The organism is Geothermobacter ehrlichii (genome assembly GCF_008124615.1).
In the GTDB taxonomy this organism is placed as follows: domain Bacteria; phylum Desulfobacterota; class Desulfuromonadia; order Desulfuromonadales; family Geothermobacteraceae; genus Geothermobacter; species Geothermobacter ehrlichii.
In genome coordinates, this window is sequence record NZ_VNIB01000001.1 from 40,038 (window position 1) to 52,691 (window position 12,654).

Genomic DNA, 12,654 nt, shown 5'->3' on the forward strand with positions numbered 1-12,654 from the left:
ATGTCATTCATGCAGAATGCGTAAAGGAGTTTTGCCATGGCCGAAAAACGTTGCCACAACTGCCGTATGCTCTTTCCCGAAGAAGAACTGCTGATCCGCGAAGACAACGGCGAGCCGGTCTGCGAGGATTGCTCCGAACTGATCCAGGGAGAAGACTTGAGCTGCCGTTACGACGAAGGCTGAAAGGGATAATTGCGCCGGAAGGGTCCGTATCTATTCAGTCGTCAACAGCCGGCTGTGGATAGCCCTGTGGAAAATCGTCGGCCGACCGGACAAGTCGTTCAATCGACCTTGGAAAATAGCAATTTGCCTATAATTTAGGCAATAACCGATCTGTGATAGCCGCTAACTATTTCAAAATTCACATATTTTGGAACCTATTAAAGACATTTCAGGTCTTCATTGACAACTCCCTTCGTGCCTGCCAGAATACCTTTTCCAGGCGAAATTGATTCCCCCGTGAGGTCTGAAGCGATGCGACTTACTCCGACGACAGAACTGAACGACCGCTGCCGGCGGCTGCAGTGCCTGATGGCCGAGGCCGGGCTGGACGCGGTGCTCATGGTCCAGAACGCCGACCTGTTCTACTTTACCGGTTCAATCCAGCAGGGACTGCTCTACGTCCCGGCCGCCGGCGAACCTCTCTACATGGTGCGTCGGGACCATGGACGGGCCCGCATGGAGTCGGGTCTGAAAGAGGTGATTCCCCTGCACAGTCCGCGCGAGCTTCCCGGCATCGTGCGGGATTACGGTTACGTCCTGCCGCAGCGGCTGGGGCTCGAGCTCGACGTGCTGCCGGTGCAGTTCTGCCGCCGGCTGGAAAAGGTGCTGCCGGGGGCGGCGATCGACGATGCCACCCCCCTGATCCGGACCGTACGGGCGATCAAGTCGGATTACGAAATCGGCATCATGAAGGACGCCGCCCTGATCGCCGACAAGGTGGCCCGACGGGCCGCCGAAGTCATTCGCGAGGGAATGACCGACCTGGACCTGGCTGCCGAACTGGAGTACGAGGCGCGCAAGGCCGGGCACCAGGGGATGATCCGGATGCGCAGCTTCAATAGCGAGATCTTCTACGGACATGCCTTTTCCGGTGCGGACAGCGCCGTTCCGAGCGGTTTCGACACGCCTCTCGGCGGTGTCGGCCTGACCCCTTCTTTTCCGCAGGGTGCGAGCTACAAGACCATCCGGGCCGGCGAGCCGATCACGGTCGATTTCGTCGCCTGTTTCGACGGTTACCTGGTCGACCAGACCCGGATCTTCTGCATCGGCGGCCTCGATGACAGGCTGGAACGGGGCTACGCCGACATGCTGGAGCTGCAACAGGCCTTCGCAGAGAAGGCCCGCCCCGGAGCGAGCTGGGAAGAGCTGTACGATTTCTGTGTCGACATGGCCGCCGACATGGGGTACGCCGATCATTTCATGGGAGCTCCCGGGGCCCGGGTCGCTTTCGTCGGGCACGGTGTCGGCGTCGAACTCGACGAATATCCCTTCATTGCCCGTGGTTTCGCCGATATGCACCTGCAGCCGAAGATGACCTTTGCCTTCGAACCGAAGATCGTCTTTCCCGGTCTCGGCGCCGTCGGCGTGGAAAACACCTTCTGGGTCGAAGAGGGCGGTCTGAAAAGCCTTACCTTTTCCGGTCAGAAGCTGCAGGTGCTCTGACAGGAGGGGGAAACGATTGCGGTTGGCGTGAAAAAACAGCCCTGAAATGCTCATTTGCCGGCATGTCAACGGCGCTTTTTCGGCTGTTCCCGCCTTGTGTTCTCATAACGTTTTTCAACTCCCTGCCAAACCGGCTTGCAAACCATCGGCGACCGATTAGCCTTGTAGGGGAGAACCAGCAACCGGGGAGGCAATCATGAAAGCCCTTGTCAAGGTGGTCGTGGTCCTGGTGATCATTCTGGCGGCGGTGGTCGCCGGCAGCCTTTTCTATGTCGACAGCATCGCCCGCAGGGCGATCGAGTACGGCGGTAGCGAGGCGCTGGGGGTGCCGACCACCCTGGAGCGGATCGACATCTCGCTTCTGGGCGGCAAGATCGAACTGAGCAACCTGAAAATCGCCAATCCGCCCGGGTTCCAAAGCGACCGCTTCCTGTCACTAGGCTCCGGTCAGGTCGCCGTTTCCCTCGGCTCGCTGATGAAGGATACGGTGATCGTGCCGGCGGTGCGGCTGGCGGGCATTCGCATCGATCTCGAACAGAGCGGCAAGAAGAACAATGTGCAACCGTTGCTGGCCAGGACCAGGGGGGCCGCCGGGCGGGGAGGAGCGGCGGCTGAGACCGGCGATGGCGGTACCGGCAGAAAGTTCGTCATCGAACACTTCGCCATCGAGGATGTGGTGGTTTCGGCCCGGCTCGGCCTGCTCGGGGGATCCTCCCGGGTCCGGCTGGTGCTGCCGAAAATCGAGCTGCGTGACCTGGGGCGTAAACAGGGAGGCATGACGCTTCCCGAGCTGATCCGGACCGTCGTTCAGACCCTGCTCGATGCCGCCGCCAGCAGCAGCGCCGATCTTTCGCCGCAACTGGCGGCTCTGCTCAGGGGCGAATTGAAGGGGCTCGACACCGTCAGGGGCGAGCTGGTCGGCAAGGCGAGTGCCGAGGTCGAGAAGGCGGCCTCGAAGGTAAAGAAGGAGCTGCAGAAAATGCCGCTGCCGCCGGAGGTCGACAAGGCCGTCGAAGAGCAGGCGGGCAAGGCGCTGGAGGGGCTGCGCGGTTTGTTCGGTGACAAGAAGTAGCTTTCAACACCCCGTCAGGTCTGCATTTGGCGGCGCAGGTCCTCCCGCAGCTCGTGCAGCGCCGGGCTGATCGACACCTTGTAGCGGTGCGGATTGACTGAGCGCAGGGTTCCCTGCGGCAGGTGGTCGAGCTCCTGATGGCAGAAAGCCGCCAACGTGTCCAGGGAGGGGGCCGGGCGGGTTCGGCGACCGTCGCGCATGACGGTGTCGAGCAGCGGCCGGCATTCGAAGTTCTCTTCCAGCCTCCGGTAACGGGTCGGATTGACCGGATCGTAGACCGTCATCCCCCTTGCCGGCTGTTCGCCCGGCGTGGCGATGACATCCTGGATGATTTCGCCGTTCTCGTCGCAGAGACGCCAGACGTCTTTTCTCCCCGGCAGGGTCGCCTTGGCGATGTCCGCCGTCAGCTTCATTTTCGGCTGGTTGCGAATGGCGACCAGCTTGTAGACGCCCCCCAGGGCGCCTCCTCCCCGCCCGGCGCAGGTCGCCAGCCGGGTGCCGACACCGTAGATGTCGATGCGGCCCCCTTCTTCCCGGATGGTGCGGATGACCTCTTCGTCCAGTTCATTGGAGGCGACGATGCGGACGCCGGGGAAGCCGGCCTCGTCGAGCATCCGCCGTGCCTGGCGGCTCAGCCAGGCCAGGTCGCCGGAATCGAGGCGGATGCCTAAAAGTTCGTGTCCCTGCTGTCGCAGCTCCCTGGCGACAGTGATGGCGTTGGGCAGACCGCTTTTCAGGGTGTCGACCGTGTCGACCAGCAGAATGCAGCTGTCGGGAAAGCTTCGCGCGTAGGCGCGAAAGGCGCTCAGCTCGTCATCGAAGGCCATTACCCAGCTGTGGGCGTGGGTTCCCTTGACCGGCAGGCCGTATTTCATGCCGGCCAGCACGTTGCTGGTACTGCCGACGCCGCCGATGCAGGTGGCCCGGGCGACGCTCATGGCGCCGTCGGGGCCCTGGGACCGGCGCAGGCCGAATTCGAGAACCTGTGCCTCGCCGGCGGCGCGCACGATGCGGGCGGCCTTGGTCGCCACCAGGGTCTGGAAATTGATGATGTTCAGCAGCAGGGTTTCGACCAGCTGCGCTTCGGCCAGCGGCGCCTCGACCGAGAGGATCGGCTCGTTGGCGAAGACCGGCGTCCCTTCCTTCGGTGCCCTGACGCTGCCGGTAAAACGGAAGCGCGCCAGTTCGTCCAGAAAGTCGGCTGAAAAGAGATTCAGGCTCTCCAGGTAGGCGATCTCCTCGCTGTTGAAGCGGAGGTTTTCCAGGGCGTCGAGTGCCGGCTCCAGGCCGGCGAAGACGGCGTAGCCGCCGTGAAAGGGGGTCTCGCGGAAAAAGAGGTCGAAGATGGCCGGTTCGCGGTGCATGCCATGATGGTGGTAACCCGCCAGCATGGTCAGCTCGTAGAGATCGGTCAGCAGGGGGCTGGTTCTTGTGGTGGTCATTGACCTTTTCCTTTCCTGCTTCCATTCTAGCAGAGTGTTGAAAAACTGTTGCGGTTGGCGTGACCCTGAGTCCGCAAGCCCACAACCGGCAGATGGCACACGTTATTGACCTGCCTGAGCATCGCAGAAATCACCGATGAACCAGCGGGTGCATCTATAGATTTTTTGCAACGCTCATTCAGGTCAAGCACGTCCACTCTCTTGTTCGGTTTGGGCTCACGAACTCAGGGATGCGTTGAAAACAGCCTCGAAATGCTCATTTACTGATAGCGTAAACTGCCTTTATCGACTGTTTTCGCCTTGTTTCGCCTGCCCGCATGACGTTTTTCAACGCCCTGATCGCTTCGGTGCTTTAGCCCACTACCGCCAGGAGTCGGTCGATGGCCTGCAGCCCCTCCAGCGCGCCGCAGGCCAGGGAGATGTGCGGCGGCCTGATCTGTGCTTCCCGCGGGTTGATGCGGATGACGGTGGCTTCAGGCCAGGCGCCGATCCGCTCGCTCAGGTGGCGGATGGTAGGGATGGCGGTGCCGGCGCCCATCTCGATCACAGCCAGCGGCCTGCCTCGGTGCTGGTCGCAGAAGAGATCGAAGCGCATCTGCTGGCCGTGGCTGCGCCCCGGCAGCCAGGAATAGTCGCCGAACATCAGGATATTGGGCCGGGCGGTGCCGCCGCAGAACCGGCAGGTCGGGACGGTCGCCGAACGCATGGTGGCAAAGTCGATCTCGAACTGTTCGTCGTTCTCCCAGATAGCCTGCCGGCAGGGGATGAGACATTGCAGGTGGTGGATGGAGCCGTGCACCTCGAGAATCTGCTCCTCGGCGAAGCCCGCTTTCTGAAACTGGCCGTCGACGTTGGAGGTGACGACGAAGCCGTCTCGGCCGGCCCCGTCGAGCCAGCGCTTCAGGATGGCGAACCCGGCGTGCGGTTCGGTCTGCCGGTAGAGGTTGGTGCGATGCCCATAGAAGCCCCAGCCGAAGGCGGGGTCACGCTCGAAGTGTTCCGGGTTGGCGGCGGCGACGAAGTTGATGCCCAGCTTTTCGTACATCGGGTAGGCCTTCCAGAACCCCCGGTCGCCGCGAAAGTCGGGAAGTCCGGAGTCGACTCCCATGCCGGCGCCGGCGGTGATGACCAGCGCTTCGGCGCCGGCGATGGCGTCCGCTGCTTTTTTCAAGGCTTCCTGCATGGCGATATCCTGAATCATTGCGCCACGTCGACCAGGACGGGCTGCAGAATTCTCTGCACGTCAGCGGGGGCCAGGGCCACCAGGAATCCCCGCTTTCCGCCGTTGATGTAGATGGTGGGCAGGTCGAGAATCGAGCGTTCCATGAAGACCGGCATCGCCTTGCGGGTGCCGAACGGCGAGGTGCCGCCGACCAGGTAGCCGGAATGGCGGCTGGCGGTCTTCGGATCGCAGGGCCGGACCGATTTGCAGCCGATGGTTCGCGCCAGGTTGCGGGTTGAAACCTGGCGGTCGCCGTGCATCAGCACGACCAGCGGTTCGCCGCTGTCCCGCTCCATGATCAGGGTCTTGATCACGACGTGCTCGTCGACTCCCAGCTCCCGCGCCGAGACGGCCGTGCCGCCATGTTCCTCGTAGCTGTAGAAGCAGGGGACAAAATCGACCTTGTGCCGGCGCAACAGGCGGACGGCCGGTGTTGATGGAATCTTCTCCCTGCTCATGCCGCCCCCCTGTCAATGAACCAGGAGGCGGCGGTCAGCAGCAGGCTGCCGGCCAGCAGCAGCAGGCTCAGGCCGCCGAGCAGGCGAAAGACCTTGTCGGTGGCCTTGCGCAGCTGCCAGCTCTTGGGCAGGAGCAACCCGAACAGGACGCCGCCGGCTGCGCCGCCGAGATGACCGGCGTTGTCGGCGCCGACCAGCAGGCCGAAGACGAAGGCGAAGACGGCCCACTGCAGCATGAAATTGCGCCGCTGCAGCGAAAGGTTGTCGCCCAGCCGATGATAATGGATGACGGCGAAGCCGATCAGGCCGAAGAGTGCCGACGAAGAGCCGACCACCGGCGCCATGGGATGCCAGAAATAGTCGGCCAGCGAGCCGGTGAGGGCGGCGAGGGTGTAGAGGGTCAGAAAGCGCATCGGCCCGATTTCGCTTTCGACCAGCGGCCCCACCTGGTACAGGACCACCATGTTGAAGGCCAGGTGCAGAACGCCGCCGTGAACAAAGGCGTAGCTCAGGCAGCGCCACCATTCGTTTTCGGCCAGCACCAGCGGCCAGTACTGGGCGCCCATGTGGATCAGCAGGTAGCCGTCCGGCGAAAAGAGGGGCCGCAGGCCCAGGCCCGCCAGCAGTCCCTGCAACAGCATCAGGACAAAGAAGACGATATTGGCCCCGATCAACGCCCGGCTCACCCGGATGCCGCTGGCGGGCAGTTCGCCGCGCAGGAAGCGGTGCATCGCTCTTTCCCAGCGCGTGGCGCGCCATTGCCAGCGCGGTGTGTTCAGGCCGAGACGGCGGAAAAGTTCGGTCAAATTCATGGTCGTCTTTCGGTTGGTTGCCCGTTCGGGGACAAGGGGGTGGAAAGGCCGGACGCGGCAGGATCGGTCAGCCCCGGTTTCGTCAAACTATGACAAAAATTTCCCCTCTCTTCAAGCCGGTCGGCCCGGAAGTGATGACGGTCTGATATGCTGAAAAACATGAGAAGGGTTGTCGTGCTTCTTTTCCTGCTCGCCCTGGCGCCGGCGTTTCTTCTCCGGCCGGCGCCGGCAGCCTCCCTGCCGGGAGAGGTCGCGGGCATCCTGCGGATCGTTCTGGACGATGACACCGGCGCGGCGGCGCTGTTGCCGGCGGTGCCTGGACTGGCCTGGGGCGACCTGGTCCGCCGCTTCTATCGGCAGCGGCAGTTCCGGCCGGCGTGGGTCACCGACCTTGGCCTCGACGGCCGGGCTCGCGAACTGATCGAGTTTTTGCGGGGGGCGGGGGATTTCGGGCTCTGCGGCAACCATTACCACCTGCAGGAGCTGGAGCCGTTGCTGCTGATGGAGGCCGACTCCCTGCGTCACGGCGTGCTGTTCGATGCCACCTATTTCGCGCTGATGGAGCTGCTGCTGACCGACGCCTTTCTGCGGCTGGCCGACGACCTGTCCGGCTGGCGGCCGCCCCGGGTGCAGGCCCGGGGGCGGATCGACCGGGACCGGGCGCTGGTGCTCTTTCTCGAACAGAGCCTGCGAAACGGCCTGCTGACCGAGGCTTTGCGCGGGCTCGATCCCGACCAGCAGCCGTTCGTCAGTCTGCTGGAGGAGCTGCAGCGGTTGCGTAAGCTCTCCGCTCTTGGCGGCTGGCCGCCGATACCGCCCGGACCGGTTCTGCGACCCGGCATGCGTGATTCGCGACTTGCCGTGCTGCGGCAGCGCCTCTACTACGGCGGCGACCTCGAGCCCTATGCCGCCTGGGGGGAAGAGAATTTCGGACCGCTGACGGTGCGCGCCCTGAAGCAGTTTCAGCGTCGGCATGGCCTGCGCGACGACGGCGTGCTCGGCCCCTTGACCCTGGCCGAGCTGAACCGGCCGGTGGAGGAGCGCATCAGGCAGATCGAAATCAATCTCTGGCGCTGGCGCCGTGAATCGCGGAACTATGGTGAACGCTACCTGCGGGTGAACATCGCCGCTTTTCGGCTCGATATCATCGAGCTGGGAGAGATCGTCATGAGCATGCCGGTGGTCGTCGGCACGCCCTACCGCAAGACGCCGAGTTTCGCCGCCACCATGCGCTATCTCGAATTCGCCCCCTACTGGTACGTTCCTGCGACCATTCTCCGTGAAGACAAACTGCCCAGAATCCGCCGGGATCCCGGCTGGCTGACGCGCCACCACTTCGAAATCGTTTCCTGGCGCGGGGACGGCGAGCGCCTGATCGATCCCCGCGCCATCGACTGGCGGCGGGTTCGGCCCGGCAACTTCCCCGGAATCCTGCGGCAGCGGCCCGGCCCCTGGAATCCCCTGGGGCGGGTCAAGTTCATGTTCCCCAACAGATACGCGGTCTATCTGCACGATACCGATTCGCCGCACCTGTTCGCCCGGATCGACCGCCTGTTCAGCTCCGGCTGCATCCGGGTCGAGCGGCCTCTCGACCTGGCCCTCTACCTGCTGGAAAAGAACGGCTGGAACTGCGAGCGGATCATCGAGGCCATGGACAGCCCCGAGCCGCTGCGGGTCGATCTGGACGAACCGGTTCCGGTGCATATCGTCTACTGGACGGCCTGGGTCGACGCCAACGGGCAGATAAATTACCGCAACGATGTCTACCAGCGTGATGCCGACCTGGAGCTGGCCTGGCGGCGGCGTCTGACCGGCGGCGGGCTGGCGGTGCAGTGGGCGGGGGCGGGGGCGAGATCGGCCGGCGAAGCCTCGGCTCAGAGCAGGTCCTTGAGCCAGTGAAAGGCGACCAGGGTGCCGATGGCCGAGCCGACGGACGAGAAGAAGAAAACCAGCAGCACGCGGGTGACCCGGTTGCTCCACCAGCCGCGCAGGGTCGCCAGGTCGTCGCCGACCCGCTCCAGGTCGCGCACCTTGGGCGGAGCGATGAAGGCCTGAACCAGGCCGGTCACCATGCCGGCGCCGATGGTCGGGTTGAGGGAGGTGATCGGCGCGGCGACGAAGGCCGAGACGACGGTCAGAGGATGCCCGAAGGCGATCAGCGCCCCGGCGGCGGAGAGCAGGCCGTTGGCCAGGATCCAGGCGACGGCGGCGTCGGCCATGTTATCGGTGTCTCCGTAGAAAAAGCCGAGGACAAAGAGCAGGATAACCACGGCTGGAATCAGCCACGGCAGAACCCTGGAGATGGCCGGCTTGGGCGGAATGTGGTCCAGTTCGTCGAGCAGCTGTGGTTGCGGTGGTGACTGCAGGCGGGAGACGATGCCCGGCTTGTGGGCGGCGCCGATGACGGCGAGAATCTTTTTGCCCGGCGCCCGGCGGATCTTTTCCGCCATGTAGATATCCCGCTCGTCGACCAGAATCTGCTTGACGTTGGGCAGCGCGTCGCCCATCTCCTCGAGCATGGCCGACAGGGTGTCGGTCTGCCGCAGTCGGGCGAGCTCTTCTTCGTCGATCTGCTGCTTTTCGAACAGGCTGGCGATCAGGGTCGACAGCAGCATCATCTTGCGCCAGAAGCCGGTTTTGCGCCAGGCGCGCAGCAGGGTGGTGCGGATGTTGCGGTCGATGAGGCGGACGTCGAGCCCGTGTTCTTCGGCGGCTTCCGCCGCTGCCGCCAGTTCGGCGCCGGGCTTGATGCCGGTCTGTAATCCCATGCGTTTCTGGAAGGAAGCGAGGGCGAGATTGGCCAGCAGAAAAGGCGCCTGCCCCTGGCGGATGACCTGGAAGAGATTGAGGGTCTCCCAGCGGTTGCTGTTGCGCAGGGCCTGGTAGCGCTGTTCGTCGAGTTCGATGCAGACCGTGTCCGGCTGTTCCCGCTCGATGGTCGTGCGGACCAGCTCGACCGATTCCCGGGAAATGTGGGCGGTTCCCAGCAGCAGAATCTCGCGGTCGTCCAGGTTGAGATGGGTCAGGTCGGAGTTGCTGTCGTTCATCGGTCGGGAGGTCGTTTCCATCGAAGAAGGCTGACGCGGCGCTACCGCATGAAAAAAGGCGCCTGTACAGCGCCCGTAAATCTGCTCTCCGCCTTTGCCGTGGGCCGCGGAGCCTCTGGCGACTCCCTAATAGGTGGAGCCGTTTGTCGATGCATCAGGCTTCCCGCTACGTGGCGGGCTTGCTCACAACACCGCTGAAACAGCCCCTTTCTCTAACCTATACCGCCGGGGTCTTGTGGCCTCACCTGCAAGGCAGAGAGCTGATCCAGCTTCAGTATAGAAAAGTGCGGGCCCCTATTCAAGAAAAAACCGATTCAATCCGGCAGCGGGGGCCGACGACCAGCAGGGGATTGGGCAACTCCGCCTGGACATCCTCCATGGTGCTGCCAAACAGGGAGCGGACGGGTCCGTGTCCGTAGGCCCCCAGCAGGAGCAGGGCGTCGTGCGGTACCACGTCGAGTTCTTCCCGGATCGGCTTGCCGGGCCGCACCTGCCAGTCGCACTCTTCCAGGATGGAAAGAATCCCCTGTTCTTTCGCCTGACGGGCCAGGTCGTTCCGGTCGCCGAAACTGATGACCTGCAGCGGAGCCTGGCTGCGATCGGCCAGTTGCCGGCCCAGCCGGACGGCCTGGCCGGCCAGCTTCGAGCCGCCGTAGAGGACGGCCAGGTTGGTCCATGGTTTGTAGACCCCCGGTGGAATCAGCACCGGAAAGGGGGCGGCGAGAATGATGCGGCGGACTTTGGGGCCGATCAGGCCGAGTCCGACCGGCCCGCTTGCCTTGGTCATCGAACGGGGACAGGCCATGATGCCGAAATCGGTCGGCAGATCGGGCAGACCGGTGGCGGTGAAGGTTTCGGGTTCGACGAAGCCGGTTTCGAGCGGCGGACCGAGCCGCAGCAGCGCCTCGACGTTGTCGCGGGCCGTTTCCGGCCGGCGCAGGTAGCTCTGGTCGAGGTCGACCTGGACGATGTCCTGCTCGAAGTAGAAGAGGAAACGGGGCTGTTGCGGCAGGTAGATTCGCAGCGGAATCTGCAGCCGGCGGCAGGTGTAGGCCGAAAAGAGCAGGGTCTCCCGACCGTAGGGCGCATTGCGAAAGACGTGGAACAGGGGCCTGGTCATGCTGTGTGCCTCCCGAAAGAAAAAGAGGATATCTGCCGCCATGCTGGTTGCGCAGAGCTTTAATGGTAGAGCCGGTCAGGTTGCCTGGCAAGCGTTTTTGCGGTCTTTTCGCGAGCTGACGATCAGGGTGGGGGAGGCAGGCGGGAGACAAGCGCGTCGGTCAGTTCAGCAACGCAGAGCCAGACGGTTTCCGCTGTGTTGCCGCCAAGGATGCTGCAGCGGCCGGTGACCTGCCAGACCGGTTCGTGACGGCCGCGCGCGAAGATTTCGGCGACGGCGGTCATGTCGAGGCTGGTCCCCTGACGGCTGTTGTCGCACAGGGAGGCATCGAGATATTCGGTCACCCGCACCCGCATGACCATGTCGGCGCCGGATGGCGTCGCGGCGAGAAGCTGCTCCGCCGGCCAGGCGGCGACAGGGTCCGGGGCATAGCTGTTGTCGAGCCGGGGAACGGTCATGCGGACGACCCGGTAGCCACGCTGTGCGGCTTTGCGCCGCATTTGCCGGTGGATGGCGTCGCCGATGTCCGGTTCGCAGAAGACGTCCGGCCGGTTGCCCTTGTCCCAGGTGATGCGGGGCAGGGCCAGCCCGGAAACCCGGCCGATATCCGGCGGGAAAGGCAGGGGGGGAAGCGGTGCCGGAACCGCACAGCCGGTCAGCAGCACCAGCAGCAGTCCGATGATCGTTTGCCGGCGCATGGCTAGCCCGTTCTTTTTTCGGGCACGAACGTCAGCGCCAGCGAGTTGATGCAGTAGCGTTTGCCAGTCGGTTCCGGCCCGTCGTCGAACACGTGTCCCAGATGGGCGTCGCAGCGGGCGCAGACGATCTCGTTGCGAATCATGAAGAAGCTGGTGTCCCGGACCAGGGCGATGTTCTCCTTGGCGATCGGGCGGGAGAAGCTCGGCCAGCCGGTGCCCGAATCGTACTTGCTGGCGGAGTCGAACAGCTCGAGGTCGCAGCAGACACAACGGTAGATGCCCGTTTCGTGATGGTTCAAGTAGGTGCCGCTGAAGGCGGCCTCGGTCCCTTTTTCCCGGGTAACGTGATAGGCCTCGGGCGACAGCTGCCGTCGCCATTCCGCCTCGCTCTTGCTTACCTTCTCCGTCATGACGTACCCCCCCGTCGCCAGTGAAAATACCTTCAGTTTTTTTACCGCCGCCCGGGCCCGGCGCAGTATGATGCCGCCGCTTGCCGCCAGAACGGTGACGATGACCAGTCCTCTGAGCAGTTCTCTGCGTTTCATTGCAGACCTCCTCGGTTTTTTCAGTCTAGCACAAGTCGTTGTTTTCGTGCCGGACACCCCGCGCGGGGTGGCCGTAGACCGGAACGGCTGCCCGCTCAAGCTGACGCTGCACATCAACTTCGATTTCGACAAAGCCGACATCAAGCCCGAGTTCAGGCCCGAGCTGGACAAGGCCGCCGCCTTCATCCGCGAGTATCGGCAGATTCCCTTCATCCTCATCGCCGGCCATACCGACCATACCGGCACGACGGAATACAACCGGAAGCTTTCCGAGGCCAGGGCCAGGGCGGTGCGGGACGACCTGATCGCCAACTACGGCATCGACGGCAAGCGGCTGATCGCCAGGGGGTACGGCATGACCCGGCCGGTCGCCGGCAACAGGACCAGGGAAGGCCGCTACCGGAACCGTCGGGTCGAACTCGTCTGCTGTGTTCTGCCGCCGGAGTAACGGCGGATTGCGGCACCCTGCCAGGCTTGAAGCATTGAAGAGGGGCGGCCGTCGCAGGTGCCCGCCCCTCTTCAATTTGGTGGAAAAGGTTCGTCGGGGGGCCACATCCACACCACCCGATAGTT

The 12,654-nt window shown here is 63.8% G+C and carries 13 protein-coding genes and 1 other RNA gene; 5 read left to right on the forward strand and 9 right to left on the reverse strand.

The annotated features are described in order from the left end of the window. The first annotated feature begins 36 nt into the window (after positions 1-36). The 3 genes from EDC39_RS15230 to EDC39_RS00170 all read left to right on the forward strand — a co-directional run bounded on the left by EDC39_RS15230 (position 37) and on the right by EDC39_RS00170 (position 2,737). Positions 37-183, forward strand: a complete 147-nt coding sequence (locus EDC39_RS15230) for a hypothetical protein (protein ID WP_187426554.1) — start codon at positions 37-39, stop codon at positions 181-183. A 291-nt stretch (positions 184-474) separates the two neighbouring features. Beyond that, the gene (locus tag EDC39_RS00165; protein WP_148894081.1) at positions 475-1,665 is read left to right on the forward strand and encodes a M24 family metallopeptidase; all 1,191 of its coding nucleotides are present in this window, start codon (positions 475-477) and stop codon (positions 1,663-1,665) included. A gap of 196 nt (positions 1,666-1,861) precedes the next feature. Then, positions 1,862-2,737, forward strand: coding sequence for an AsmA family protein (locus EDC39_RS00170; RefSeq protein ID WP_148894082.1), 876 nt, complete (start codon positions 1,862-1,864; stop codon positions 2,735-2,737). Positions 2,738-2,751: 14 nt separating this feature from the next. Here the strand turns inward: EDC39_RS00170 and EDC39_RS00175 are convergent, their stop codons facing one another. From EDC39_RS00175 to EDC39_RS00190, 4 genes are all read right to left on the reverse strand, one after another. Next, complete coding sequence (locus EDC39_RS00175; protein ID WP_148894083.1) at positions 2,752-4,179, reverse strand: nicotinate phosphoribosyltransferase; 1,428 nt, start codon at positions 4,177-4,179, stop codon at positions 2,752-2,754. Positions 4,180-4,531: 352 nt separating this feature from the next. After that, on the reverse strand, positions 4,532-5,368 hold the full coding sequence (locus tag EDC39_RS00180) for an SIR2 family NAD-dependent protein deacylase (protein ID WP_148894571.1): 837 nt from the start codon (positions 5,366-5,368) through the stop codon (positions 4,532-4,534). Between the two features lie 8 nt (positions 5,369-5,376). Next, positions 5,377-5,859, reverse strand: a complete 483-nt coding sequence (ybaK, locus tag EDC39_RS00185; protein ID WP_148894084.1) for a Cys-tRNA(Pro) deacylase — start codon at positions 5,857-5,859, stop codon at positions 5,377-5,379. Further along, complete coding sequence (locus EDC39_RS00190; RefSeq protein ID WP_148894085.1) at positions 5,856-6,671, reverse strand: rhomboid family intramembrane serine protease; 816 nt, start codon at positions 6,669-6,671, stop codon at positions 5,856-5,858. Before EDC39_RS00190 ends, ybaK begins: the two co-directional genes overlap by 4 nt. Positions 6,672-6,845: 174 nt before the next feature. Between EDC39_RS00190 and EDC39_RS00195 the strand changes: the two genes are divergently transcribed. Then, positions 6,846-8,570 carry a L,D-transpeptidase family protein gene (locus EDC39_RS00195; RefSeq protein ID WP_187426556.1) on the forward strand — a complete coding sequence of 575 codons (1,725 nt, stop codon included), beginning with the start codon at positions 6,846-6,848 and terminating at the stop codon, positions 8,568-8,570. Here the strand turns inward: EDC39_RS00195 and EDC39_RS00200 are convergent. From EDC39_RS00200 to msrB, 5 genes are all read right to left on the reverse strand, one after another. Then, positions 8,546-9,718, reverse strand: a complete 1,173-nt coding sequence (locus EDC39_RS00200; protein WP_148894573.1) for a TraB/GumN family protein — start codon at positions 9,716-9,718, stop codon at positions 8,546-8,548. The genes EDC39_RS00195 and EDC39_RS00200 overlap by 25 nt on opposite strands. A gap of 81 nt (positions 9,719-9,799) precedes the next feature. Beyond that, positions 9,800-9,980, reverse strand: a non-coding RNA gene (ssrS, locus tag EDC39_RS00205) — 6S RNA. 36 nt (positions 9,981-10,016) lie between these two features. Further along, a complete protein-coding gene (locus EDC39_RS00210; protein ID WP_148894087.1) occupies positions 10,017-10,838 on the reverse strand; it encodes a universal stress protein in 822 nt (273 codons plus the stop codon). Between the two features lie 122 nt (positions 10,839-10,960). After that, positions 10,961-11,536 carry a hypothetical protein gene (locus EDC39_RS00215; RefSeq protein WP_148894088.1) on the reverse strand — a complete coding sequence of 192 codons (576 nt, stop codon included), beginning with the start codon at positions 11,534-11,536 and terminating at the stop codon, positions 10,961-10,963. Positions 11,537-11,538: 2 nt separating this feature from the next. Then, positions 11,539-12,081, reverse strand: coding sequence for a peptide-methionine (R)-S-oxide reductase MsrB (gene msrB / locus EDC39_RS00220; RefSeq protein ID WP_222862818.1), 543 nt, complete (start codon positions 12,079-12,081; stop codon positions 11,539-11,541). Between the two features lie 67 nt (positions 12,082-12,148). On the opposite strand from msrB, the gene EDC39_RS00225 reads away from it, so the two are divergent. Continuing rightward, positions 12,149-12,529 carry an OmpA family protein gene (locus EDC39_RS00225; RefSeq protein ID WP_187426557.1) on the forward strand — a complete coding sequence of 127 codons (381 nt, stop codon included), beginning with the start codon at positions 12,149-12,151 and terminating at the stop codon, positions 12,527-12,529. Positions 12,530-12,654 lie beyond the last annotated feature (125 nt).